This is a genomic window from Acinetobacter sp. TUM15071 (genome assembly GCF_008980925.1).
Taxonomy (GTDB): domain Bacteria; phylum Pseudomonadota; class Gammaproteobacteria; order Pseudomonadales; family Moraxellaceae; genus Acinetobacter; species Acinetobacter dispersus.
The window spans coordinates 1-26,319 of the sequence record NZ_BKGB01000025.1; the positions used below are offsets into that span (position 1 = coordinate 1).

A 26,319-nucleotide genomic window follows, 5' to 3' on the forward strand; every position below is an offset into this window, starting at 1 on the left:
ACGCTTTTGAAATAATTTGAGTTCTATTTTACTCATTCGCATTTTTAAAATACTTTCTTCTAAGCCATAAAGATATGCTGACTAAAGCAATCAACACGGGTACTTCAACCAGTGGTCCAATTACGGTGGTAAATGCCACAGGCGATGCCAGACCAAAAGTTGCAATTGCAACTGCCAACGCAAGTTCAAAGTTGTTGCCTGCCGCAGTGAATGAGATGGCTGTGGTTTTAGCATAGTTATTGCCTATCCATTTACTCATAAAAAAGCTAATAAAGAACATCACTACAAAGTAGATCGTCAGTGGTATCGCAATACGGATCACATCGAAAGGTAGACTCACCACATCCCCACCTTTTAAGCTAAACATCGCCACAATGGTAAACAATAACGCCAACAAACTTAATGGGCTGATCTTCGGTAGAAAAATCTTGTTATACCAATCTAGGCCTTTGGCTTTTACCAACACCTGACGACTCATAAAACCCAGAAAAAATGGAATCCCTAAATACACAAAAACTGCATGGGTAATGGTCCAAAAATCCGCATTGACTACTTGTCCAGCAATCCCAAAATACGGTGGCAAGAACGTAAGGAATAACCAAGCATAACTACTAAAGAATAAAATCTGGAAAATACTATTGAATGCGACCAGTGCAGCAACATATTGATTATCACCACAAGCGAGACCATTCCAGACCAATACCATCGCGATACAACGGGCTAAGCCAATCAATATCAATCCTGTCATATACTCTGGATAGCTATGTAGAAAAATAATTGCCAGTGCAAACATTAAAATTGGTGCAATCACCCAGTTCTGCACCAATGACAAAGTTAAGGTTTTTTTATCTTTAAACACTTGTGGCAGCGTTGCGTAATCCACTTTTGCCAAAGGTGGATACATCATCAAAATCAGACCGATTGCAATTGGAATATTGACGGAGTCAACACTCATTTTATTTAGCGTGGCTGATGCTTGTGGGAGAAAAGTACCAATCGCAATGCCCAAAGCCATTGCAATAAAGATCCACAGAGTTAGGTTACGATCTAAAAAAGAGAGAGTTTTCATAGATTTCATTCACAACAGCTTTTCGCTGCTAAGCTTTGTAGTCGTGGAAATACTGTCAAGTTTTGAGCATTCAACACATTTAAAATATCTGAGCACCATGTAGGTAATTGGTCAGCAATACGGTAATAGACCCATTGCCCTTGACGGCGATCCTGCAATAATCCTGAAGTGCGCAACAACGCCAAATGTCGAGAAATTTTTGGCTGACTTAGCTGAAGTTTTTCGGTCAAATCACAGACACACAACTCCTGATGCTCTGTAACCAGCATGACAATATTCAGCCTTGTTTCATCTGATAAGCATTTAAAAAACTCAACAGCTTCCATTTCTCTTTCCCCTTGGATCGTTAATCTGACGACTCATATTTACTAAATTCGCTGACCATTTTGATCTATAACCTGTTCGCCATCTTCTTTGCTAAAAGCACCTTTCTGAGGAATAGGAAGAATATCAAGTACAAGTTCTGATGGTCGGCACAGACGTGTTCCTAACTCAGTCACCACAAAAGGACGATTAATGAGGATTGGATATTTCAGCATAAAAGCAATGAGCTGCTGCTCTGACCAATCTTCGCGCTCTAATTGCAAATCCTGGTAAGGATCAACATTACTGCGGATTGCCTCTCTCACAGTTAAATTGGCATCCCGAATCAATTGAATCAACTCATCATGCGGTGGCGGACGAACAAGGTATTCAATAATGGTTGGTTCTATACCTGTATTTCGAATTAAAGCCAAGGTATTCCGAGAAGTACCACAAGCAGGATTGTGATAGATGATGATGTCAGCCATGAGGTTATGATCTGATAAATTGAATAAAACCAATATATATGATTTACCATATATATGTAAATCCGTATATCCACCCTAAATATTTACCCTTTAAAAATATATTATTAAAATTAGATAGATATATATGATTTTATAAATTTTTAATTATTGTGAGTCTGAGGCTACTTTTGTATTCCAAACTGATCAAAGTAATGACTAAAATGAGCTAAATCGTTCTAACTCATCAATCAGCTGTTTCTTGAGTTCATCATCATAAAGTTTGAATTTTAGCGTTTGGGTATAATTTTCAACAAAGATGAGACGACTAAACTCACTGTTTACCAACCCTTTAGCAGTTAAGAATCCTTGATAGGCCGAAAGCAAGACATTCAAACGATGATTCAATGGCTTTTGATCTCGTATTGTGAGCACTTTATTCTGCATATAAACAACTCCTCGATTTATTACCCCCTCCATTGAAAATGATATAAAGTTGTCTGAATCAGTATTTATCAATTTTTTGTTGTTGCAATTTTTATTATATAAATCACGATAATGTTTTTAGATGACGTTTTTATGACAGCTCTAATTTTCAGCAAAAATCAATGAACATCAGCTAGATAAGTTTTCCCTTATAGACTATGCTGCTTAAGTCACTTAAAAGCGATATCTAACAATGAACGATACATGTCTTTTAACTGAATTAAATCTCATGATTAATTATTATGTGACGAGAAATGGCTATCGACCGACTCGAATTATTTTAGGTTATAAAACCTACGGCGCACTTATGCAAGATCAAGGATTTGCAGATGAAGTCTTAAACTCTGCTCTTGATCCCAATAAACGTAAATATAAGAAACTTAAAATTAAAGTCACCAAAGATGATCATCAAATTGAGCTTGAATGAGCTGTACATCCCCCTTGCCCTTATCGACAGCTCATCAAATACCAACTATAGAAATTGCTGCTGAAATACTAGAAAATTGATCACATTAAAGTACGTCATCAAAGTGCAGACATGATTACAACAGCGACCCAACAAGACCATTCGACCTTAATAGAGATATGGGAAAAATCAGTCCGAGCGACCCATGATTTTTTACCAGAAACAATGATTGCTGAATTAAAACCATTAATTTTAAATGAATACTTTCATCATGTTCAGCTGAATAAATACATGCTTGATCAACAGATTGTAGGATTTCTGGGTACCAGTGATGACAATATTGAAATGTTATTTATTCTGCCTGAGTATCGAAGAGCAGGAATTGGTAAGACGTTGCTCGATTTTGCTGTAAAACAACTTCAGATCTATAAAGTCGATGTGAATGAGCAAAATCTACAAGCAGTTAACTTCTATCAGAAAATGGGATTTCATACTGTGAGTCGTTCTGAACTCGATGGTCAAGGCAATCCCTATCCCATTTTACATCTACAAATTACAGCTTGAGTGGAAGTGAATTAATCTAACTCCTGCTCAAAAATAAACACTTGTTCAATACTGAGATCAAATGCATGTGCAATTTTAAAGGCTAATGACAGACTGGGATCATAGCGCCCCTTTTCTATGGCATTAATAGTTTGCCTCGACACGCTCACATAATCCCCCAAGTCGCTTTGTGACCAACCTTTGTGCTTTCTTAAATCGGGTAAATTATTCTTCATCTATATTTCCAAGTTCCAACCGCTGTAGCAATAGACCAAAGTATTGCCATCATTGGCCAAATGATAAACATGGTTAATTTTGGAAATCCAACATTTTCTAAAAATCCATAGCTAAAGCTAATGAGCGCAGTACCAACAAAAGCAAGACCCAAGGCTTGCAATTGTATCTTTTGCTGCAACTCATCAAAACGTTTGAATTGTTTAATAATGATCAATGCAATCATCAGTGCAGGCAATATTGGCATTAGTGAAACAACAATTTTAAGCCATTTTATCTCAATAAAATTTAATGCCTTTAATGATCCCACCAAAACCACGATATACAACGCAATTGCAGCAATCAGCTCAAATAAATTCCGATAGTTTTTCATAACCCACCATGTAAAGCAAACTTTACATTAATATATGAGTTCAACTTTCCAATGTAAAGCATACTTTACATATTTTTCATTCTTAAACAAAAACGGGTCATCTTGTTCTAACCGAATTGATCATTTTGAAAGACAAGTTAAGCAAATGAGTCACTGAGCAAATTTATTTTTTCTTCTAATATGCGGCTACTGAATAGTAACCTTCGAGCTTTAGGTTCACATGACTCAATCGCCAAAAGTTAAACGCAGTTTTCTCAAAACGAAAACCGCGCAAAAAATGCTGAATAGCCCTGCAAGCCATCAAGCACGCAAAATCTTCTCAAATGCACGAGATCGTATTTTACGTGGACAGCAACTCGCGCTCTCAGGCAAAACACCTTTTGATATTGTGTACCAACGTGAAATCATTAGTCTGCGTCACTACACAGCAGCGAACGATCACGCGACAAAACATCGTATTCCGTTGGTGATCGTGCCACCATTGGCAGCCAATATGCTGATTTACGATTTATTCCCAAATCGCAGCTTAGTCCGTTATTTTTTAGCTCAAGGCTTTGATGTTTATCTGATTGACTGGGGCACACCAAGCCTACGCCAAGCCAAATATAATCTTGGGACATATGTTAAAACCTTTATGCCTGACTTTATCGAAAAGATTCGTGAGCATAGTGGTCAACAACAACTGTCACTGTTTGGCTGGAGTCTAGGTGGAGCGTTATCGCTTTGCTATACCGCTTTATCACAGGATAAAAATATTCAGAACCTGATGATTTTAGCCTCACCGATTAATACCCATAAATCAGGTTATATGGGCAAGTTTTATCAACGTCTCACCATTCCTGCGCAATGGATTCGTAGTAATACCAAGTTCCGTATTCACCAAGTACCAAGCCGTGTATTTCATATTCATGGTTGGCAAAATACCTTGGGGTTTAAACTCACCGATCCGATTGGAAACTTTAAAAACTATTGGGAGTTATTAAAGAACCTCGATGATCGTCAATTTGTGATTAACCATGCCACTTCAAGCTCCTTTGTAGACAATATGCTGGCTTACCCTGGTGGTGTGATGCGCGATATTATTTTGCGTTTCTGGATTGATAATGAGCTATCGACTGGTTCAGTCCAATTCGGGGAGCAAAGTGCCAATTTAAAAGACATCGATTGTTCAGTACTCGCGATTGGCGGTAGTAGCGATATTATTGTCACTGCAGAAGCCGTACGTCCTTTGATGGATTTAATCAGCAGCACCGACAAACAGTTTAAAATTGTCCCAGGTGGCCATATGGGCCTCGTCTCAGGCAGCCAAGCACCACAACTGGTATGGCCTGTGGTCACACAATGGCTAGCGCCACGTTCTGACTAAGTTTGACTACGCTAAAAGAAATAAAAAGGCTGCCATGATGAGCAGCCTTTTTTAACATCCACAGATCTTTAATCAATCATGCAAAATGTTGATAGCGATGTAGCAACAATCCTTCAACGTTGACAGGTGTACCTAATAAATAACCCTGTAACTGGTTGCAGCCTAGGCTGGTCAGAATATCCGCCTGCTGTTGGGTCTCTACCCCTTCTGCGGTAACGACTAGACCCAATTTTGCAGCAAGATGAATGATGCTTTCTAGAATGGCTTCTTCTTTAGAGTTTGGTTTTAGGTCGATCAAGAAACCACGATCAATTTTAAGTTCATCGACAGGTAAGTCTTTCAGATATAAGAAACTTGAATATCCTGTGCCAAAGTCATCAATGGCAATCCGAATCCCGAGCTTACGTAATCGTTCTAAGGTACGAATACTGGAATCGATATGATGCATTGCTGTGGATTCAGTAATTTCAAGAATGAGATGATGCGGTTGAATTTGGTATTGCTCTAATAATTGTTCTAATACGCTAAATAGTTTCTTATTTTCAAATTGTAGAGCGGATAGATTAACAGCAATTGGATAAAACGGACTATTACTTCGTTCCCATTTCTGGATTTGTTGACAGGCTTGTTCGAGTGCCCAATATCCCATTGGAATGATCAAACCAGTTTTTTCAGCCCCCTCTATAAACATCTGTGGCGTCAGCAGACCTAAACTTGGGTGCTTCCATCGAATCAGCGCTTCAACACCGCAAACCTCATAATTCGATGTAAATTTAGGTTGGTAGAACAATACAAATTGCTGTTCATCGACAGCTTTGTACAGGTCATTGATCAGTTTTGACTGACTGCGCACATCTTGCTGATCTGACATCGAGTGGAACATGGTATAGGTATTACGCCCCTGATCTTTTGAAATCAGCATCGCCACATCTGCATTAATCAGTAGGTCTTGGACATTCAAGCCATGCTCAGGATACATCGCGATCCCAACGCTGGCAGAAATATTAATATCTTTTGCAGCAATCAAATAAGTTTCTTGGATGTAATGCAAAATATCTTCTGAAAGCTGCATCGCATCATTGATGTCAGTATTTTCAGAGATTAAAACAAATTCATCACCACCAATACGAAATAACTTATGGCTTGCACCCAATTTATTGTGTAAACGGTTCGCCATCTGTATCAGTAACTGATCACCAACATGATGACCAAACGCATCATTCACTGATTTAAAACGGTCCAAATCGATATAGAGGAATGCTGCTTTTTGCTCGTGTAGGCGATGGTGGTTAAATACCACTTCTGCATGTTCAGTAAGATATAAACGATTCGGTAACTTGGTGAGGGTGTCATGTAAGGACTGTATTGCCAGTTCTTTATTGATCAGCGTTAATTGTTCATTCCGCTCTTCTAAACGCGCTTCGAGCACTGCAACCGCAAAGCCTGCAACTAAAACCAGACTGGTAATAAAAATAATCGTGAATAGTAAAACACTTTGTTCGGTCTGTTCAGAGGTCAGAATCTGCGCTAGGCTTTCGTCAAAGAAAGTCGCTGCCATACCCGTATAATGCATACCCACGATGCTTAAGGCCATCAAGATTGCAACAACAGCTTTAAGTAAAGTACGGTAGGCAGCAGCCGTTTTATATTTAAAAATAAAGAAGAAACTTAGTCCCGAGCCACTAATCGCGATCAGTACAGAACACAACACCAGTAAGGGATCATAATGCATTGCATGATGTTCAACCGTCAGTGCAGCCATACCCGTATAGTGCATACCCGATATGCCAAGCCCCATAAATACTGCACCGAGAATCAATCGCGGAATCGGTAAAGTCGGTCTTGAAGTCAACCAAACGGCAAAAATCGAAGCTGCTGCACCAATAAGATAGGACAGTACAGTTAAATTAACATCAAAAGAATAGCCTTCTGGCAGATGGCTAGCCAGCATTCCCACAAAGTGCATTGACCATATTGCTAACCCCAAGATTAGCCCACTCGCAATCAAAATGCTTTTTTCAAACTTTTTATAAGCACCTTTAAAAACGAGTTCTTCCATCGAAACTGCAGCGTAACATGTCGCGACTGCAACCAAAATGGAAACGATGACCAATGTGCTATCGTAATCAACGTGAACCATAAAGGACTTCCATGATTATTCAGTACTTTTTTTTATATGATGAGCAAAGTGCTCGAAATCCGAACGACGTTTTACACACAAAAAAGCCATGAATATTGTATTCATAAACTTTCCTTAACAATAACATCATCTAGCATAAGGTCAAGTCTTTTTCACTTTATAAATCAATAGAATAAAAGCACATTTTCATTTCAAACCAATGAAAAGTCTTGTTTTTTTTATTACAGTTTTTTTACCAAAAGACTCATTTATTTTTACTAAATAATTTTAATTTTTAAGTCATGACAATTTGTTTGTTTTTAATCGTGCAGATACCCCAAAGCATGCAACACTTTTTAGTTTAAATTCTAACTGTTACCCCTCAGCAAAGTGATTAAAACACAACCAATATAAGCTTATTTTTTCATCTATATTGTTATAACTGTGTTATCACACCTAGAGAAAAAACTGAGTTCTTCTCTTGATCTACAATCTTATTCGCTTGAATCTTGAGTATGAGCGAGGATTAGCAGAGTTCCGCCATATATAGCTCATCTGCTCGAGTGCAAAGTATGAGCAGGGAAATAGAAAAGCATAAGAAGCATCGCTTCATAAGGTCCAAATGCAAGAGTGAAACTATGCTTCGCTCACGCACGTAACATAAGGATTACTCAATAAAAAAGCCCTTGTACAAACAAGGGCTTTTAAAGATTAAACTAAAGCTTAGTTTTTCTCTTTGTCTACGATTTTGTTCGCTTGAATCCAAGGTACGAAAAAAGATGAAAGCACTGCTTTCATCTTTTTGAGGCACGTAAAGATAAACATAAAAAACCCACTCAAATAGAGTGGGTCTTCGCGTTCAAATCAATTGATTCGAGAAATTAGTTTTTCTCTTTATCAACAATCTTGTTCGCTTGAATCCAAGGCATCATCGCACGTAACTTATTACCCGTTACTTCGATACCATGTGCAGCATTTTGACGACGACGAGCAGTCATTGATGGATAGTTCAACGCACCTTCTTGGATGAACATTTTCGCATATTCACCAGACTGGATACGTTTCAATGCATTACGCATTGCTTCACGAGACTGTTCGTTGATTACTTCAGTACCAGTCACATATTCACCATACTCAGCATTGTTAGAAACTGAGTAGTTCATGTCAGCGATACCGCCTTCGAACATCAAGTCAACGATTAACTTAAGCTCATGTAAGCATTCGAAGTAAGCCATTTCTGGTGCATAACCAGCTTCAACCAAAGTTTCGAAGCCCATTTTAACCAATTCAACAGCACCACCACAAAGAACTGCTTGCTCACCGAATAAGTCAGTTTCAGTTTCTTCACGGAAAGAAGTTTCGATGATACCAGTACGACCACCACCCACGCCTGAAGCATAAGAAAGTGCAACGTTACGTGCATTACCAGAAGCATCTTGATGGATCGCGATTAAATCAGGAACACCTGAACCACGTTGGTATTCAGAACGTACTGTGTGACCAGGTGCTTTCGGAGCAACCATGATTACGTCTAAGTCTTTACGTGGAACAACTTGGTTATAAAGAATAGAGAAACCATGAGCAAATGCTAAAGTTGCACCTTCTTTGATGTTTGGTTCAATCACATCACGATAAAGTTGAGATTGGAACTCATCTGGAGTCAAAATCATGACTAAGTCAGCTTGAGCAACAGCAGCTGGAACTTCAGATACTTTAAGACCAGAGTTTTCAGCTTTTTTCCAAGAAGTTGAACCAGCACGTAAACCAACAGTTACGTCTACGCCAGAATCTTTCAAGTTAAGTGCGTGCGCATGACCTTGTGAACCATAACCAATGATTGCAACTTTCTTGCCTTGGATGATTGATAAGTCACAGTCTTTATCGTAAAAAATTTGCATCTGTTTTCTCCATGAAAACTTTAAAAATATGTTAGGTATTTCCCCCTCACCCTAACCCTCTCCCCAAGGAGAGGGAACTCCTTCTCCCTCTGGGAGAAGGTTGGGATGAGGGTTTTTAAAAACTTAAATTGTTAAAACTTTTTCGCCACGTGCGATGCCTGATACACCAGAGCGTACAACTTCAAGAATGGTATTTTCTGCAAGTGCATCAATAAAACCATCTATCTTGTCCGTTGTTCCTGCGATCTGAATCGTATAGGTCGTTGGTGTTACATCAACGATTTGCGCGCGGAAGATGTCAGCTGTACGTTTAATTTCCGCACGTGCTGCACCCAAGGCTTTGACTTTGATCAACATCAATTCACGTTCAATGTGTGAACCTTCTGACAAATCGACCACTTTTACAACTTCAACCAATTTATTCAGTTGCTTGGTGATTTGTTCAATTTTGTGATCATCGCCATATGTCGTCAAAGTTAAACGAGATAAGGTTTCATCTTCGGTTGGCGCAACATTCAGTGTCTCAATGTTGTAATTACGTTGAGAAAACAATCCCACCAAACGAGAAAGCGCACCTGCTTCATTTTCAACGAGTACAGAAATAATATGTCTCATTATGTACGCTCCCCTTTGCCTAACCACATATCCTTCATCGACTGACCCGCGATCAGCATTGGATAAACATGTTCTGTGCGATCAACCATGACATTAATGAATACACATTTATCATTAATTGCCATCGCTTCAGCTAATTTAGCATCTAGCTCATCAGCATGATCAATCTGGATACCCACGTGTCCGTAAGCTTCCATTAACTTGGCAAAGTCTGGTAATGAATCTACATAAGAACTTGAATGACGTCCTTCGTAGTTCATGTCTTGCCATTGCTTTACCATGCCTAAAGCTTGGTTATTTAAGCAAAGGATCTTCACATTCAAGCCATATTGCTTACATGTTGATAATTCTTGGATACACATCTGAATCGATGCTTCACCTGTAATACAAACCACTTGCTGGTCTGGGAATGCAAGCTTCGCAGCCATTGCATACGGTAAACCAACACCCATGGTGCCTAAGCCGCCAGAGTTGATCCACTGACGCGGACGTTTGTATTTATAGTAGTTCGCACCAAACATTTGATGCTGACCAACGTCTGAAGTAATGATGGCTTCACCATTGGTCACACGATCTAATGCCTCAACCACTTGCTGAGGTTTCATTACACCATTTTGACCAGCTTCATAACGTAAGCCGTGTACCTTGCGCCATTCATTAATCTGAGACCACCATGCCGCAATTGCTTCAGGGTTTGGCTTAGATACATTCATTTGTTTCAATTGAGCCAACATTTCTTGAAGTACAGGTTCTACCGCACCCACGATTGGGATGTGCGCCATAATCGTTTTCGAAATGGTTGCTGGATCAACATCAATATGAATCACTTTGGCATTCAGACAGAATTTTGCAGGGTTATTGGTTACACGGTCATCGAAACGCGCACCAATTGCCAAAATCACATCTGCATTGTGCATTGCCATGTTGGCTTCATAAGTACCATGCATCCCTAACATCCCCACGAATTGTGGATCGTTACCAGGGAAAGCACCTAAGCCCATCAAAGTATTTGTTACTGGATAACCCAATAAATGCGCAAGTTCTGTCAATAAGCCAGAAGCATTACCCTGAACAACACCACCGCCCGTATAAATCATTGGACGTTTAGCAGTAATTAATTCATCAATCGCTTTACGAATTTGACCTGAGTGACCACGTGAAGGCGGCTGATATGAACGCATCTTCACTTTTTCTGGGTATTCGTAGGCAAACTTTTCTGCAGGATTCGTCGCATCTTTTGGAATATCAACAACGACTGGACCTGGACGGCCAGACGAAGCAATATAAAATGCTTTCTTAATAATTGCAGGAATTTCACTCGCGTGACGCACTTGGAAACTGTGTTTTACGATTGGACGAGAAATACCAACCATATCTGTTTCTTGGAACGCATCCTCTCCAATGAGATGGCTTGCAACCTGACCAGACAAAATCACCATTGGGATTGAGTCCATGTAGGCTGTTGCTATTGGAGTGACGGTATTCGTAGCGCCTGGTCCAGAAGTGACCAGTACCACACCTGTTTTACCTGTTACGCGTGAGTATGCATCTGCCATGTGACCAGCAGCTTGCTCATGACGCACGAGGTAATGGTTAATTTTGTCTTGTTGAAATAGCGCATCATAAATATGTAATACAGCGCCGCCTGGATACCCAAAAACATGCTCTACGCCTTCGTCCGCAAGCGCACGAACGAGCATTTCACCACCAGATAAAAGTTCCAACGTGATTCACCCTAGTATTTTGCACAATTTATGGGAGACATAAATTGTGTTCATTCATTAACTTTTGCACTTCTTATAAGTGTGCGTATTCTACTCGTTTTTGCTGCAATAGGAAAAATTTTCTGAGACTCATCAGCCGTATAAACTTGATGACATCTCGAATCAAAATGTGCTGGGATAAGCATATTTCAAAAAATCATTCTCTCGGCTAGAAAGAATGTCCATTGCAAGCCATGACATTTATTCGAAGGGTGATCAAATAAACACATATAAAACTTGAGAAAGCATTCTTGTTTCTTTCATAAGCAATGTCAAGAACAAAGAAAAGGATTTTAACGAATATTTTTTAGCTGTTGTTTTTTTAAACACATTTCACAGAATAATTTGGTCTTTTTAAACGCCCATTTATCAAAAAACTATTTTCTTTTGACTTAAACCTAGGCATTGTAAACTGCTTATTTAGGCGCTTTGATCGAATATAGATAACATTCTCTTGGGGAGATCAAATATGAAGTCATCTTATTTAAAAACAAGCTTATACACGATTGCGACAACAACGTTACTGCTCTGCTCTAGCCACAACTATGCCCAACAATATTACAAATGGGTCGATGCCAATGGTTCAACCCATTACACCACCACCCCACCGCCGAAAGGGGCAAAACGTTTGGACAAAGTTTCGACTTATGGCAATAGCCACCAAACAACGGCCCCTAGTGCTCAGCAAGGACATCAAGGCACACCAGACGTAACACCAAATGAACCGCAGCATGCACCTCAAGCTGTGCCAGAAGTTCCTGCAAACACAGTGAAACCGCAAAGTCCACCGCCAGCTTCAGCAACATCCAACCGCTAAACATATACATGATCCTGCAAGGCCTTACTCCAGACTATGGCCTTGCAGATAAAATCCCGATCTAAAAACTGACATTTCCTACAATTTTGCGCTATGCTGTGCAGCAATCTTAACTTTACTTTTTTGTTGTATCGCATATCCCTATGACGACTTCTCACATTGACTCCGAATATCAAGCAAGTGCCATTGAGCCTCAAGTTCAACAAGACTGGGACAATCGCAAAGTTTTTAAAGTTGCAGACACTGTAGAGGGCAAACATCGCTATATCCTGTCGATGTTCCCTTACCCAAGTGGCAAACTGCACATGGGGCATGTGCGTAACTATACTATTGGTGACGTGATCAGCCGTTTCCATCGCTTAAAAGGCGAAACAGTATTACAACCAATGGGTTGGGATGCGTTTGGTTTGCCCGCTGAAAACGCAGCGATTGCACATCAAGTTGCACCAGCAAAATGGACTTTTGAAAACATCGCTTACATGCGTGACCAATTAAAAAAATTGGGTCTGTCTGTCGATTGGGATCGCGAATTTGCAACTTGTACACCAGAGTACTATCACTGGGAACAATGGTTATTCGTACAGCTTTATAAGAAAGGCTTGATCTATCGTAAGCTTTCAACCGTGAACTGGGACCCAGTAGACCAGACCGTGTTAGCCAACGAGCAAGTTGAAAATGGTCGTGGTTGGCGTTCAGGTGCATTGGTGGAAAAACGCGATATTCCAATGTACTACTTCCGCATCACCGACTATGCACAAGAATTATTAGACGATTTAGATACTTTAAAAGATGGTTGGCCGCAACAGGTCTTGACCATGCAACGTAACTGGATTGGTCGTTCAACTGGGATGGAAATCACCTTCCCTTCTGCGAATCCAGCAATCTATGCAGATGGCCTAACCGTTTATACCACGCGTGCAGATACCTTGATGGGTGTGACTTATGTTGCTGTTGCAGCAGAACACCCAATGGCGCTTAAAGCAGCTGAAAACAATCCTGAACTTGCTGCATTTATTGAAGAATGCCGTATGGGTTCAGTGGCAGAAGCGGATTTAGCCACGGCTGAAAAGAAAGGTATGGCAACAGGCTTATCTGTTAAACATCCAGTGACTGGCGACGAACTTCCTGTTTGGATTGCCAACTATGTATTGATGTCATATGGTTCAGGCGCTGTGATGGCGGTTCCTGCACATGATGAGCGTGATTTTGAATTTGCCAATAAGTTCAACTTGCCAATCAAACAAGTGATCGATGCCCAAGGTGCTGAAGATGCAGCATATTCTGCAACTGAATGGCAAGAATGGTACGGTTCTAAAGATGGCAAATTGGTTAATTCTGGCGAGTTTGATGGTTTAGCATTCCAAGCGGCTTTTGATGCCTTCCTTGCAAAATTAGAACCACAAGCTTTAGCAAATTCTAAGGTTCAATTCCGTTTACGTGACTGGGGTGTTTCTCGTCAACGTTACTGGGGTTGCCCAATTCCAATGATCAATTGTAACAGCTGTGGTCAAGTCACTGTTCCAGAAGATCAATTACCTGTGGTATTACCAACCGATGTAGTTCCCGATGGTTCGGGTAACCCATTGAACAAGATGCCTGAATTCTACGAAACCAAATGCCCAAGTTGTGGTGGCGATGCACGTCGTGAAACCGATACCTTGGACACCTTTGTAGAATCATCTTGGTACTATGCACGTTATGCATCTCCTGATTTCACTGGCGGTATGGTAAAACCTGAAGCGGCTCAAAGCTGGCTTCCTGTGAACCAATATATCGGTGGTGTTGAACACGCAATTCTGCACTTACTTTATGCACGTTTCTTCCATAAGTTGATGCGTGATGAAGGCGTGGTACAAGGTAACGAACCATTTACTAACTTGCTCACTCAAGGCATGGTGTTGGCTGATACCTTCTACCGTGAAGCAGAAAACGGTAAGAAAACTTGGTTCAACCCTGCTGACATCGAATTAGAACGTGACGAAAAAGGTCGTATCCTTTCTGCGAAATATTCAGGTGATGGTCAGGAAGTTGTGATTGGCGGACAAGAAAAAATGTCTAAGTCAAAAAACAACGGTATCGACCCACAAGCGATTATTGATCAATACGGCGCAGATACTGCTCGTGTATTCATGATGTTCGCTGCGCCACCAGATCAATCACTCGAATGGTCTGATGCAGGTGTTGAAGGTGCAAATCGCTTCTTGAAACGCGTTTGGCGTTTAGCTGCTGGTTTCCTAGAAAAAGGCAATCAAACCACAGCAATCGATACAGCCAACTTATCGAAAGATGCGCAAGATTTACGCCGTAAAACCCATGAAACCATCCAGAAAGTCGGTGATGACATTGAACGTCGTCATGCGTTCAACACGGCTATTGCCGCATTGATGGAATTACTCAATGCCAGCAACAAGTTCGAAGCAAAAGATGACAATGATGCCGCGGTTGCACGTGAAGCAATCACCACATTGTTGATCTTACTTGCACCATTTGCACCGCATTTGAGTCAAACTCTGTTGACTCAGTTTGGCTTAGAATTAACGACGGTCGAATTCCCGCAAGTGGATGAATCAGCGTTAACCCGTAATACGCAAACGATTGTTGTACAAGTGAATGGTAAACTTCGTGGTAAGTTAGACGTCGCTGTCGATATTTCAAAAGATGACTTATTGGCTTTGGCAAAAGCATTACCAGAAGTTCAACAATTCTTGACGGGTCCAACCAAGAAAGAAATTGTTGTACCAAATAAACTTGTTAATTTAGTTGTTTGATAATCCCTTTTAATCTCTCTTTTATTTAAAAGAGAGATTCCCTCAATTGAACAAAGAGGGCTTAGGGAAGATGAATAAATAGAGGAATAAATATGCACTTAGCGCAACGTGCAGCTGCTATCGTTCTCACTTTAGGCCTAAGTGCAGGTTTAGTCGGCTGTGGCTTTCATTTAAAAGGAAGCAACCCAACAGCGGCACCACTGGTCTATAACAAGTTAACACTTGCAATGCCAGCGAATACGGGCGAACTTGAGAATAAACTCAGTATTTATCTCAGCGCTACGGGGGTTCAACTCAGTAACGCCAATGATGCTTATGTACTGCGGATTTTGGATTACACTCCTCGCCGCCAGTTACTCAACGGTAAATTGACTGAAGTATTATTACGTTTAACCGTAACCTTCCAGATTGAAGACCGTCAAGGTAAGAAAATTACTGAGCCACGTACTTTAACAGCTTCTCGTACTTATCAATACGACGTTGCAACGGTGAACACCGATAACCAGCAAGAAGCTTATCTGAATCGAATTGTGATTGATGACGTTGCTCAACAAGTGACTCGTCAAATTGCAGCCAATCGTTTACCTAAAGCTCAGCCATAATCACGCCTTATGAAACTGGATTATGTTCAAGCGTTAAAACGTGTAGGTGAAGCTCGCGGTGCATGGATCATGCATGGACAAGAGCCTTTACTTGAACAAAATCTGCTCGATACTTTCCGTAAAAGCTGGCAACAACAAGAAGTTGAACGCCAGCGCTACGACATCAGTAGCGTGAATGACTGGAAAAATGTCTTTAACGCACTGAATAGCCTGTCTCTGTTTTCACAACAACTTGCAATTGAAGTGCATGGCAATATCAAACCTGATGCCAATGGCCTAAAACTGCTTAAAAGCTATATTCAGCATAATGAACATAACTTATTACTGATTGTCTTGCCGAAACAAGACAGCAGCAGTTTAAAGTCAGCCTTTTTCCAAGTGGTTGAAGCCAATGGTGTCGTGGTTCCTCTCACGGCGACCTACCCACAAGATCGTCAGCGGATCTTAAGCATAGAAGCAGAAAAGCTGGGTATCCAGCTGAATAATGATGCTTGGCAATGGCTGATGCAGCATCACGAACATAACCTGCTCGCTGCAAAAAATAGTTTGATGCGTGTTGCAGACACCTTCCCAGATATTCAACAAATTCAGATTGAACAGCTATATGCCTGTTTACAAGATCAGTCTCGCTATACCACTTATGATTTAAGTGATGCATTGCTTGCTGGAAACTTGGCACAGTCGGTCAAGATTTACCAATATCTGATCGCTGCGGGTGAGCCAGATAGTTTGATTTTATGGACGTTGAGCAAAGAAATGCGTTTATTGATGCAATTATTTGAGCAACCACACAATGCCATCCAGCTTGGGATCTGGAAAACCAAAGTTTCACAATACCAACAAACCTTGCGCCGTTTGAATCCAAGACAATTTTTAACTTGGCCTGATTTATTACTGCGTATTGATGCTTCAATCAAAGGCATGTCCAAAGAAAACCCTGAACATTTAATGCTGCAAGCTTTAGCCGAACTTTGCAGTACAACTTTATTTGCACAGCCCGCTTAAACACTAAAAATTAAATAATAAAAATAATGGATTCCACTATGCCATTCCATTTAAATCCAAACCAAATTGAACACATACAACGTCTATTTAAACATGCAGACAGCCTGATCATCAGTGCAGGTGCAGGCATGGGCATCGATTCGGGTTTACCTGACTTTCGTGGCAATCAAGGTATGTGGCAAGCTTATCCCGAGCTAGGTAAACAACGTATCGATTTTACCGAAATTGCCAATCCAGCCGCTTTTAGACATCACCCACGTTTGGCTTGGGGATTTTATGGGCATCGTTTAGACCTTTACCGTCAAACCCTGCCCCATCAAGGATTTCATTTACTTAGACAATTGGCCGAAATATTAGAACTACCTTATTTTGTATTTACCTCGAATGTCGATGGGCAATTTCAAAAAGCAGGCTTTGATCCCAAGCAAATTTATGAATGTCATGGATCAATTCATCACCTACAATGCCTTGCTGCATGTAAGCAAGACATCTGGCCCGCTGATGATTTAACGCCAGAAATTGATCAGCAAGATTGCCAATGGTTAGCTCCACTTCCCTTGTGTCCAAGCTGTGGGAATTTAGCGCGCCCCAATATTCTGATGTTCGATGACTATGCATGGCTCAGCCAGCGTCAAAAACAACAAAAGCAACGTCTAGACACGTTTCTACAGATACATCACCAACCACTCGTGATTGAAATAGGTGCTGGCACCGCAATCCCGACTGTACGTTATTTTAGTGAGCGATTTGCGCCTAATCTCATTCGAATCAATCCCCGTGAATTCGAACTTCCCTCTCAAGGCGGCATCGCGCTGACAACAAATGCGGAAATTGCTGTACGCAGTATTTATAAGATATTTATAGAATAACTCAGCAGAAAAATAGAAAATAATTCTCATTCTAGATTAAAAATATTCACGCTTTATCCTTATTTCACTTTTATACTAAGTCCAGTTTTCCACTTTTGACCTGTCGCCATGCCAAAAACAACCATTAAAAAAATCCAGCCTCGCAAAATCATCATGATTGCTATCGGGGTACTGATCATTGCAGCACTCGGATGGATGTTCTTTAAACCGAAAGCTCAAGCACCACAATATATTAGTGCCGAAGTCTCCAGAGGAGATATCGAAAACTCTGTACTGGCAACTGGTGTGCTTGAAGCCACCAAGATGGTAAGTGTTGGTGCGCAGGTGTCGGGTCAGGTCAAGAAAATGTATGTGCAACTCGGCGACCAAGTCAAACAAGGTCAACTGATCGCACAAATTGATTCGATTCGCCAAGAAAACGAACTCAAAACAGCCGAAGCCAGTATTAAAAATCAGCAAGCACAGCTCGCAGTACAACAAGCTAATTTGGCAAAAGTTGAAGCAGAATATAAACGTCAACAAGCCATGTTTAGCCAAGATGCAACTTCACGTGCTGAACTTGAAAGCGCATTAGCCAATTATAAAACTGCTCAAGCGCAAATCACGGCAATTAATGCACAAATCGAGCAGTCACGCTTAACACTCGCAACAACTAAAGAAGATTTAGGTTATACCCGTATCGTTGCGCCGATGGATGGCACGATTGTGGCGATTGTGACGGAAGAAGGTCAAACCGTAAACGCCAACCAAACTGCTCCAACCATTGTGAAATTAGCCAAATTGGACACCATGACAATCAAGGCACAGATTTCTGAAGCAGATGTCATGAAGGTTGAAAAGGGACAAACCGTATATTTCACCACTTTAGGCAACAGTGATAAAAAGCATTATGCAAAACTACGCCAAGTGGAACCTGCTCCTAACTCAATTAATACCGAAACCAGCAGTAACAGTAGTTCATCGACCTCTAATGCAGCGGTTTACTACAATGCTTTGTTTGATGTTCCCAATGAAGATGGCCAATTACGTATTGATATGACAGCACAAGTTTATATTGTGTTGGCAGAAGCAAAAAATGCACTGACCGTTCCTGCGGCAGCCATTCAAACTCAACGTGGTAACCGCAGTAAAGATCATCAAGCCAATGGCAACACATCAGCAGAGCAAGCGAAAAAATCAGATAGCGACAAAGCACAACGTCCAAAACGTCTTGAACTGAGTGAAGAAGAAAAAGCGCTGATTGCACAAGGTAAAGCATCAACCGGTATGGTTCGTGTATTACAAGCTGATGGTACAGCTCAACCGCAACCTGTATTGATTGGCCTGAATAACCGCGTTACAGCTCAAGTACTGAAAGGCTTAAAACAAGGTGATCAAGTGGTCATTGCCGATGCTTCTGACAGTTCAAACGAAGCAGCAAAACGCAGTAATCAACGTGCAATGAGAATGTAATATGACTCAAAATCAAACACATTCTTCACAGCCACTACTTGAGGTCAGCAACCTCACTCGCGAGTTTCCTGCGGGTGAAGGAACCGTACAGATTCTCAAAGGCATTGATTTAAAAATTTATGCAGGTGAATTGGTTGCCATTGTTGGTCAATCAGGTTCGGGTAAATCCACCCTGATGAACATCTTGGGTTGTTTGGATAAACCGACTGCGGGTAGCTATCGCGTCAGCGGTCGAGAAACGCGACAACTTGAACCAGATGAACTGGCCCAATTACGCCGTGAATATTTTGGTTTTATTTTCCAGCGTTATCACTTACTCGGTGATTTGAGTGCTTCTGGTAACGTTGAAGTTCCTGCAATTTATGCAGGCGTTGATAGCCATATTCGTCAGGAACGCTCTGCTGAATTGTTGTCTGAGCTAGGCCTTGAAGAACGCTTACATCATCGACCAAGTCAGCTATCTGGTGGTCAGCAACAACGTGTCTCCATCGCCCGTGCCTTAATGAATGGCGGCGATGTGATTCTTGCCGATGAGCCAACAGGTGCATTGGATAAGAATAGTGGTATTGAAGTGATGCGCATTTTGCGTGAGCTAAATGCCAAAGGCCATACCATTATTCTGGTCACTCATGATCTCAATGTCGCGAAAAATGCGACCCGAATTATTGAGATCAGCGACGGTAATATTATTTCAGACCGTGCCAATGTGCCTGAAAATGCCGATTCTGATTTAGAGCATCAAACCCTGCAACGCACACCACAGAAAAAAACCTCAGCTTGGCGCTCTTTCTTCGATCGTCTTGGTGAAGCGTTCCGTATGGCACTGCTTGCCATGAATGCACACCGCATGCGGACTTTTTTAACCATGCTCGGGATTATTATCGGGATTGCATCCGTGGTCTCGGTGGTGGCACTGGGGAATGGCTCACAAAAACAAATTTTAGAAAATATCAGTAGTCTGGGTACCAATACCATTACCGTATATCAAGGTCGTGGCTTTGGTGATAATTCACGTGCTTCACAAGTCAAAACACTGGTTCCAGCCGATGCAGAAGCATTGGCAGAACAGCCTTATGTCGATGGGGTCAGTCCTTCTGCCAATACCAGTGTGACGCTTCGCTATAAGGATACTGAAGCATCAGCAACAGTGAATGGTGTCAGTGAGGATTTCTTCTATGTCCGTGGCATGACCTTTAAATCAGGCCAGCCCTTTGACAAGAGCAGCGTTACTCAGCGTACCCAAGACGTGGTAATTGATACCAATACCGAAAAAACCTTTTTTGCAGATGGGACCAATCCCGTTGGTCAAGTATTGTTATTGGGTAGTGTACCAAGCCGTATTATTGGGGTGATTGATGCCCAACAAGGCTTTATGGGAAGTTCAGATAGCTTGAACGTTTATCTGCCCTACTCTACGGTCATGAGTCGTATGTTGGGGCAATCCAATGTTCGTAGCATCATTGTCCGTATTAAGGATGAATACCCGAGTAGTGCCGCTGAAAATGCAATTCTGACCTTGCTAGAACAGCGTCACGGTGCCCAAGATGTATTTACCCAAAACTCAGACAGTATTCGTGAAACCATCCAGCAAACCACTGCAACCATGACTTTGCTGATCTCGGCAATTGCCGTGATTTCTTTAGTCGTTGGCGGTATTGGGGTTATGAACATTATGCTGGTTTCTGTGACTGAACGAACCCAAGAGATTGGCGTACGTATGGCGGTTGGTGCTCGACAAAGTGACATTTTGCAGCAATTCCTGATTGAAGCAATTCTGGTCTGCTTATTGGGCGGTGTACTCGGTGTACTACTCTCTTTAGGGATTGGTCAAATCATCGGGCACTTTGCCAAAGGCGTAATTGAAATGAGCTATTCAACCACCTCGATTGTCGCGGCCTTTATCTGCTCAAGCATGATTGGTATTGTATTTGGCTTCTTGCCAGCACGAAATGCAGCACAACTCGATCCAGTTGCTGCTTTAGCGAGAGAATAAGGAATTTGAGTATGTCTTTTCAATTCACAAAATTAGGACTTGCACTGGTACTCACTGGTTCCTTAGCTGGCTGTTCTGCTGTCGTCAAAACACCCTATAACGCCCCAACAGTCCAAGTACCGCAACAGTTCCAATACGATGCACAAAAAAGTAAAAATGTGAATCTAACGGATCAATGGTGGACGCTATTTAACGATGCCCAGTTGAATCAATTGGTCGATCAAGTGCTCGCTAAAAATAGTGACTTAAGTGTCGCAGGTATCACCCTGCAACAAGCTCGACTACAAGCTGGTCTGACTGAAAATAAACAAGGGATTCGAACCAGTTCTAGCGTTTCCGCAGGTCATAATTATGATCTGCGTTCTGGTGATGGCTCTGACCGTGGTTTATCGACTAGCGTTGGCGTGAGCTATGAACTCGATTTATTTGGCAAGCTTGCCAGTCAAACTGAAGCAAGCCGATGGGAAGCCTTAGCCACTGAACAAGATTTACAAGCGACAGCACAAAGCTTGGTTGGCACAACAGCCAAACTGTATTGGCAGTTGGGTTATCTGAATGAACGCTATCAAACCATTCAGCAAAACTTAGCCTCAACTCAAAAAACCTATTCTTTGGTACAGTCGCAATATAAAGCAGGTGCAGTATCTGGTTTGGACCTCACCCAAGCGGAACAATCGGTACAAAGCCAAAAAGCCAGTCTCAGTCAGATTGAGCAGCTGCGTGTTGAAGCACGAACTGCGCTTGCAGTGCTGTTGCATGAACCTGTACAACAATTAAATATTCAAGAGCCTGCGCAGTTACCTCGTAATGCTTTACCGAATATCGCGGTCGGACTCCCTGCTGATATTCTATCGCGCCGCCCAGACCTACAAGCATCTGAGCTACGCTTACGCAAGACTTTAGCGAATAAGGATGCAACCAAAGCCAGCTATTATCCTTCAATTAATTTAACTGGGAATGTTGGCTCTTCAAGTACTTCTTTAACTCAACTGTTAAAGAATCCTGCTTTAACTTTGGGTGCGAGCCTAAGCCTACCCTTTCTTCAATATAATGATATGAAGAAAGACATTGCGATCAGTGATCTTGAGTATGAAAAAGCCATTACTCAGTATCGTCAAACGCTATACCAAGCTTTTGCCGATGTAGAAAATGCACTATCGAATCGCACTCAACTGAATCAACAGGTTCAATTACAACAACGTAATGTCGAATTGGCAGATAAAACTGAACGACTGACCGAAGTGCGTTATCGCAATGGAGCGATTGCCTTAAAGAACTTACTGGATGCGCAGGAAACCACACGTAATGCACGACTCAGCTTGGTGGAAACCAAGCAGAATCAATACAATGCCTATGTGACTTTAATGCAAGCCATGGGTGGAAGCCCTGTTAAAGAACTACCAAAACAATAGTCCTAGCGCTATTGTTTTGTTCTTTTATTATTCTTTCACCAGATCTGGATTATTTTGGATCTGTTGAATACGTTTAATCTTGTCCTGATCATCAAAAACAACTTCATATGAAAGTTGCTGACCATTGAAATACATCTCGGTTGGAGAGCCAATCACTTCCCATAAACCAATGGTGGCAATATCCGCAGTCGTATGCCATAGCGTACGGCTGATTCTGGCTGCTTTTGAGTAGCCTTGCTGGAAGGTATAAATCTCTTTACGTTCGCCATTCACGGTTTCTGAAGTGACGGGTGCGCCCAATTCGGAAATCACATAATTTCGATGTTTCCCCACCTCCAAAACTGCCATATTCTTTTTATGTGGCTGGTTACTTGCCATCACTGCAGCACAACCTTGAAGTGAAAGAAGAGTGACTAATCCCAAAACAACAGCTATTTTCTTCACGCTTTTTGACCTACCCCTAAAGCTAAAAAATAATATGTTTATCGACATTCTATTTAGAATTTTCAATTAAACAAAAAACCAGCATTAATTAGCATATAAAGGATGGGATGACAAATGGTTAGTTATATTCGTCAGTTGATTTTTTTAATATATTTCTAATACTAATAGAAATATGTCATATCTAGAACAGTAATAAATTTCTTTATAGAGATCGAATATGGATGAAAAAGTTAAAGCATCTTGGGAACGAGCACTTCATCCCACAACACTTAAAACGAATATTATTACTGCATCAATATTTTCAATGGCTTTCGAAATACTCAAAAGCAGTATTACCGAAAAGATTGAGAGCTTCTTTACAAATGGATTCAATGAAAGTGGAATGATTGTTGATCCAGAATATAAAGAAAAGGTACTTTCACTCAATAGAAGTCCTCTCTATGCATCATTGAAATGGTTGCAAGATATGGATGTGATTGACGATAATGACTTAGAGAGATTCGAGCATATTAAAAGATGCCGTAATACCTTAACTCACGAAATGCTTACCTTCGCTTCATCAGGTGTTGACTTTGATGTAACGGAGGCATTTGATGAGATGATTGTACTACTACGTAAAATTTAAATTTGGTGGTTTGAAAACTTAGAAATGGCAATCGCCCCAGAAGCTTACCCTGAAAACTTTGACTTAGATCAGGTGATACCTGGTCCAGTATGGACTCTTCAAATGCTTATTGATGTAGCACTTGGTCCAGAGGAAGTGGCGAGAAAATATTATGACTACTTTGTCGAAAATGCAGATAAAACTTAACAATGGGCTGCTGTCAAACAAACTTCCTCTACATAATTAAGTTTTTTCTAAAAACAAAGCCGCTATAAAAGCGGCTTTATCAAATAATTTAGATCTATCTAATTATTCATCATCCATCATGCTTTGGCTCATACCTACGGTATTAAAACCACCATCGACATACATGATTTCGCCTGTAATACCCGAAGCCCACGGCGAGCACAGGAACAATGCAGCATTGCCCACTTCTTCAATGGTCACATTACGTTTTAGTGGCGCAATCTTTTCATTGGCATCTAACATTTTACGGAAAGATTTTATGCCTGAAGCTGCCAAAGTACGGATTGGACCCGCAGAAATTGCATTCACACGAATACCATCTACGCCTAAGCTTGATGCTAAATAACGGACACCTGCTTCAAGTGATGCTTTCGCCATACCCATCACGTTATAGTTTGGCATCACACGCTCAGAACCTTGATAAGTCAAAGTCAATAAACAACCTTGGCGCGCTTGCAATAATGGCTTCGCCGCACGTGCCATCGCGATAAAGCTATAGGCACTAATGTCATGTGCAATTTTAAAACCTTCACGATCCGTTACATCAGTAAAGTCACCATCAAGCGTATGTGCAGGTGCAAAACCGATTGAATGTACCACACCGTCTAAACCATCCCAGTGTTTTGCCAATTCAACAAAAGCATTGTCAATTTCTGCGTCAACAGCAACATCACAAGGAAAAACCAGTGTTGAACCAAACTGTGCTGCAAAATCATCGACACGCTTTTTCAGCTTTTCATTTGGATAAGTAAACGCAAGCTCAGCACCTTCACGGTGTAACGCAGAAGCAATACCGAAAGCAATCGATAATTTACTTGCAATACCGGCAATTAAAAAACGTTTACCAGCTAAAAGTCCTTGTGACATCTTATTCTCACTCGAAAAATTTTCACCACATGATGCCAATAATCAGCGCATTGCGGAATTGCATAATCCATCTTTTTTACAATCTTGCATAAAAAAATCGCCTTCACTTGAAGACGATTTGTATTTTTACTTGGATCAGAACTTAATCATCACCGCGTAACAGACTCAATAAACGCAAGAATGAATAATACATCCACACCAATGTTGCCAATAAGGCGATGGCACAGATCCATTCAAATGCTTTTGGTGCACGTTGTGCTGCGGCATTTTCAATCAGATCGAAATCCAAGATCAGGTTTAATGATGCAATCACAGCAACAAAGGCTGCAAAACCAATACCCAACCAGTTGCTTTCAAAGATATAAGGAATGCTTGAACCAAAAGCCAAACGTAGAATGATTTGCACCACAAATACCAAGGCAATCGCAATCGAAGCTGAAATCACAACTGCTTTAAACTTCTCAGTGGCACGAATGATCTGAAATTTATATAAAGCAAACAGCACCAAAGTCGTCACGAAAGTCGCAAGCAATGCTTGTAAAGGAACACCTGGATATTTCAATTGGAAAATAAACGATACCCCACCTAAAAATGCCCCTTCAAATAAAGCATAAGGAATGGCTAAAGCTGGTGCGGTATTGGATTTAAATGTAGTAATCAAAGCAAGGATTAAACCACCGACTGCACCGATAATTGTTGCAGCGTATGCAATCGAAAGATTCGCTGTCATCGCACAGTAGAAAAATAAGGCCATGCCTAAAACAGCAGCAATCACGGTTAAAAGTACAGATTTTTGAATCGCACCTTGAATGGTCATTGGCTCAGCCAAATCTTGATAGGTTTCTACCCGCGTTAAAATGGGGTTGGTACTTTGCATATAGACTCTCTTTTTTTATATTTTGCAATTAAAAGCCGAGTTTAAGCGATTTTTTGATCAAGCCCAAACTTTTTTAATGCATTAAAAAAGGAGCCTCAGCTCCTTTTATGTATTACTCCATAATCGATTACTTATCGTTATTCATGATAAAAAAGTATTCGCGGTAGTATTTCAATTCTGCAATCGAATCACGGATGTCATCCATCGCCAAGTGTGATGCATTTTTCTTTAAACCACTCATAATTTCAGGTCTCCAGCGTTTCGCTAGCTCTTTCACCGAAGACACATCTAAATTACGATAATGGAAGAATTGTTCCAATTCAGGCATCAAACGATGCAAGAAACGGCGATCTTGGCAAATCGAGTTGCCACACATTGGTGATGATTTTGGACTCACCCATTTCTTTAAGAACTCAAGGGTTTGCTGTTCTGCATCTTGAGCCTTTAACTTACTGCGGCGTACTCGCTCAATCAGACCAGACTGGCCATGTTGTTTGGTATTCCACTCATCCATCGCATTTAGAATCAAATCAGATTGATGTACCGCTAAAACAGGTCCTTCAGCCAAGATATTCAAATGGTCATCTGTAATAATTGTTGCAATTTCAATAATCTTGTCGTTATCGGTATCGAGACCTGTCATTTCCAGATCGATCCAAATTAATCGTGTATCAGGGGTGCTGCTCATGGATGGCGATTCTAAAGTGCTTAAAAACATCAATAG

General features: G+C 41.0%; 27 protein-coding genes. 13 read left to right on the forward strand and 14 right to left on the reverse strand.

Annotated features, from left to right (window positions below; genetic code table 11):
- Nucleotides 1-28: 28 nt before the first annotated feature.
- The 4 genes from arsB to GBI66_RS17835 all read right to left on the reverse strand — a co-directional run bounded on the left by arsB (nt 29) and on the right by GBI66_RS17835 (nt 2,283).
- A complete protein-coding gene (arsB, locus tag GBI66_RS17820; RefSeq protein WP_151717012.1) occupies nt 29-1,069 on the reverse strand; it encodes an ACR3 family arsenite efflux transporter in 1,041 nt (346 codons plus the stop codon).
- Between the two features lie 5 nt (nt 1,070-1,074).
- Nucleotides 1,075-1,395 carry a metalloregulator ArsR/SmtB family transcription factor gene (locus tag GBI66_RS17825; RefSeq protein ID WP_005184896.1) on the reverse strand — a complete coding sequence of 107 codons (321 nt, stop codon included), beginning with the start codon at nt 1,393-1,395 and terminating at the stop codon, nt 1,075-1,077.
- Nucleotides 1,396-1,437: 42 nt separating this feature from the next.
- Nucleotides 1,438-1,860 carry an arsenate reductase (glutaredoxin) gene (gene arsC / locus GBI66_RS17830; RefSeq protein WP_151717013.1) on the reverse strand — a complete coding sequence of 141 codons (423 nt, stop codon included), beginning with the start codon at nt 1,858-1,860 and terminating at the stop codon, nt 1,438-1,440.
- A gap of 195 nt (nt 1,861-2,055) precedes the next feature.
- On the reverse strand, nt 2,056-2,283 hold the full coding sequence (locus GBI66_RS17835; RefSeq protein WP_005184902.1) for a hypothetical protein: 228 nt from the start codon (nt 2,281-2,283) through the stop codon (nt 2,056-2,058).
- 232 nt (nt 2,284-2,515) lie between these two features.
- On the opposite strand from GBI66_RS17835, the gene GBI66_RS19675 reads away from it, so the two are divergent.
- Nucleotides 2,516-2,749, forward strand: coding sequence for a hypothetical protein (locus GBI66_RS19675; protein ID WP_005184904.1), 234 nt, complete (start codon nt 2,516-2,518; stop codon nt 2,747-2,749).
- A 111-nt stretch (nt 2,750-2,860) separates the two neighbouring features.
- A complete protein-coding gene (locus GBI66_RS17845) occupies nt 2,861-3,292 on the forward strand; it encodes a GNAT family N-acetyltransferase (RefSeq protein WP_151717014.1) in 432 nt (143 codons plus the stop codon).
- An 11-nt stretch (nt 3,293-3,303) separates the two neighbouring features.
- Here GBI66_RS17845 and GBI66_RS17850 read toward each other — a convergent pair whose 3' ends face one another.
- Nucleotides 3,304-3,507: a helix-turn-helix transcriptional regulator gene (locus GBI66_RS17850; RefSeq protein ID WP_151717015.1), complete on the reverse strand. Its 204-nt coding sequence runs from the start codon at nt 3,505-3,507 to the stop codon at nt 3,304-3,306.
- Complete coding sequence (locus GBI66_RS17855) at nt 3,504-3,878, reverse strand: hypothetical protein (RefSeq protein WP_151717016.1); 375 nt, start codon at nt 3,876-3,878, stop codon at nt 3,504-3,506. Before GBI66_RS17855 ends, GBI66_RS17850 begins: the two co-directional genes overlap by 4 nt.
- Before the next feature lie 220 nt (nt 3,879-4,098).
- Between GBI66_RS17855 and GBI66_RS17860 the strand changes: the two genes are divergently transcribed.
- Nucleotides 4,099-5,244, forward strand: coding sequence for an alpha/beta fold hydrolase (locus GBI66_RS17860; RefSeq protein ID WP_151717017.1), 1,146 nt, complete (start codon nt 4,099-4,101; stop codon nt 5,242-5,244).
- Nucleotides 5,245-5,320: 76 nt separating this feature from the next.
- Here the strand turns inward: GBI66_RS17860 and GBI66_RS17865 are convergent, their stop codons facing one another.
- The 4 genes from GBI66_RS17865 to GBI66_RS17880 form a co-directional block, all read right to left on the reverse strand.
- Nucleotides 5,321-7,384, reverse strand: coding sequence for a bifunctional diguanylate cyclase/phosphodiesterase (locus GBI66_RS17865; protein ID WP_151717018.1), 2,064 nt, complete (start codon nt 7,382-7,384; stop codon nt 5,321-5,323).
- An 860-nt stretch (nt 7,385-8,244) separates the two neighbouring features.
- Nucleotides 8,245-9,261 carry a ketol-acid reductoisomerase gene (gene ilvC, locus GBI66_RS17870; protein WP_004655853.1) on the reverse strand — a complete coding sequence of 339 codons (1,017 nt, stop codon included), beginning with the start codon at nt 9,259-9,261 and terminating at the stop codon, nt 8,245-8,247.
- Between the two features lie 123 nt (nt 9,262-9,384).
- The gene (gene ilvN, locus GBI66_RS17875; RefSeq protein WP_004804329.1) at nt 9,385-9,876 is read right to left on the reverse strand and encodes an acetolactate synthase small subunit; all 492 of its coding nucleotides are present in this window, start codon (nt 9,874-9,876) and stop codon (nt 9,385-9,387) included.
- Entirely contained in the window at nt 9,876-11,600 is a 1,725-nt protein-coding gene (locus tag GBI66_RS17880; protein WP_005146854.1) for an acetolactate synthase 3 large subunit, read from the reverse strand. Before GBI66_RS17880 ends, ilvN begins: the two co-directional genes overlap by 1 nt.
- A 508-nt stretch (nt 11,601-12,108) precedes the next feature.
- Between GBI66_RS17880 and GBI66_RS17890 the strand changes: the two genes are divergently transcribed.
- The 8 genes from GBI66_RS17890 to GBI66_RS17925 all read left to right on the forward strand — a co-directional run bounded on the left by GBI66_RS17890 (nt 12,109) and on the right by GBI66_RS17925 (nt 22,557).
- On the forward strand, nt 12,109-12,456 hold the full coding sequence (locus GBI66_RS17890) for a DUF4124 domain-containing protein (RefSeq protein WP_151717019.1): 348 nt from the start codon (nt 12,109-12,111) through the stop codon (nt 12,454-12,456).
- Nucleotides 12,457-12,599: 143 nt separating this feature from the next.
- Nucleotides 12,600-15,224, forward strand: coding sequence for a leucine--tRNA ligase (gene leuS, locus GBI66_RS17895; RefSeq protein ID WP_151717020.1), 2,625 nt, complete (start codon nt 12,600-12,602; stop codon nt 15,222-15,224).
- A gap of 92 nt (nt 15,225-15,316) precedes the next feature.
- Nucleotides 15,317-15,826, forward strand: a complete 510-nt coding sequence (gene lptE, locus GBI66_RS17900) for an LPS assembly lipoprotein LptE (RefSeq protein ID WP_005184924.1) — start codon at nt 15,317-15,319, stop codon at nt 15,824-15,826.
- A 9-nt stretch (nt 15,827-15,835) separates the two neighbouring features.
- Nucleotides 15,836-16,831 (forward strand): DNA polymerase III subunit delta, encoded by a 996-nt coding sequence (holA, locus tag GBI66_RS17905; protein ID WP_151717021.1) that lies wholly within the window; start codon nt 15,836-15,838, stop codon nt 16,829-16,831.
- A gap of 38 nt (nt 16,832-16,869) precedes the next feature.
- Nucleotides 16,870-17,700 (forward strand): Sir2 family NAD-dependent protein deacetylase, encoded by an 831-nt coding sequence (locus GBI66_RS17910; protein ID WP_151717022.1) that lies wholly within the window; start codon nt 16,870-16,872, stop codon nt 17,698-17,700.
- 108 nt (nt 17,701-17,808) lie between these two features.
- Entirely contained in the window at nt 17,809-19,152 is a 1,344-nt protein-coding gene (locus GBI66_RS17915) for a MacA family efflux pump subunit (protein WP_151717023.1), read from the forward strand.
- 1 nt (nt 19,153) lies between these two features.
- A complete protein-coding gene (locus tag GBI66_RS17920; RefSeq protein WP_151717024.1) occupies nt 19,154-21,145 on the forward strand; it encodes a MacB family efflux pump subunit in 1,992 nt (663 codons plus the stop codon).
- 11 nt (nt 21,146-21,156) lie between these two features.
- Nucleotides 21,157-22,557, forward strand: a complete 1,401-nt coding sequence (locus GBI66_RS17925; RefSeq protein ID WP_151717025.1) for an efflux transporter outer membrane subunit — start codon at nt 21,157-21,159, stop codon at nt 22,555-22,557.
- A gap of 27 nt (nt 22,558-22,584) precedes the next feature.
- Here GBI66_RS17925 and GBI66_RS17930 read toward each other — a convergent pair whose 3' ends face one another.
- Complete coding sequence (locus tag GBI66_RS17930) at nt 22,585-23,001, reverse strand: hypothetical protein (RefSeq protein WP_151717026.1); 417 nt, start codon at nt 22,999-23,001, stop codon at nt 22,585-22,587.
- Between the two features lie 217 nt (nt 23,002-23,218).
- On the opposite strand from GBI66_RS17930, the gene GBI66_RS17935 reads away from it, so the two are divergent.
- The gene (locus tag GBI66_RS17935) at nt 23,219-23,626 is read left to right on the forward strand and encodes a hypothetical protein (RefSeq protein ID WP_151717027.1); all 408 of its coding nucleotides are present in this window, start codon (nt 23,219-23,221) and stop codon (nt 23,624-23,626) included.
- A 24-nt stretch (nt 23,627-23,650) separates the two neighbouring features.
- Nucleotides 23,651-23,812: a hypothetical protein gene (locus GBI66_RS19530; RefSeq protein ID WP_171494340.1), complete on the forward strand. Its 162-nt coding sequence runs from the start codon at nt 23,651-23,653 to the stop codon at nt 23,810-23,812.
- Between the two features lie 102 nt (nt 23,813-23,914).
- Here GBI66_RS19530 and GBI66_RS17940 read toward each other — a convergent pair whose 3' ends face one another.
- The 3 genes from GBI66_RS17940 to orn all read right to left on the reverse strand — a co-directional run bounded on the left by GBI66_RS17940 (nt 23,915) and on the right by orn (nt 26,283).
- Nucleotides 23,915-24,718, reverse strand: a complete 804-nt coding sequence (locus GBI66_RS17940; protein WP_005184938.1) for an enoyl-ACP reductase — start codon at nt 24,716-24,718, stop codon at nt 23,915-23,917.
- A gap of 142 nt (nt 24,719-24,860) precedes the next feature.
- The gene (locus GBI66_RS17945) at nt 24,861-25,595 is read right to left on the reverse strand and encodes a Bax inhibitor-1/YccA family protein (protein WP_005146880.1); all 735 of its coding nucleotides are present in this window, start codon (nt 25,593-25,595) and stop codon (nt 24,861-24,863) included.
- Between the two features lie 127 nt (nt 25,596-25,722).
- A complete protein-coding gene (gene orn, locus GBI66_RS17950; RefSeq protein ID WP_005184949.1) occupies nt 25,723-26,283 on the reverse strand; it encodes an oligoribonuclease in 561 nt (186 codons plus the stop codon).
- Nucleotides 26,284-26,319: the final 36 nt, after the last annotated feature.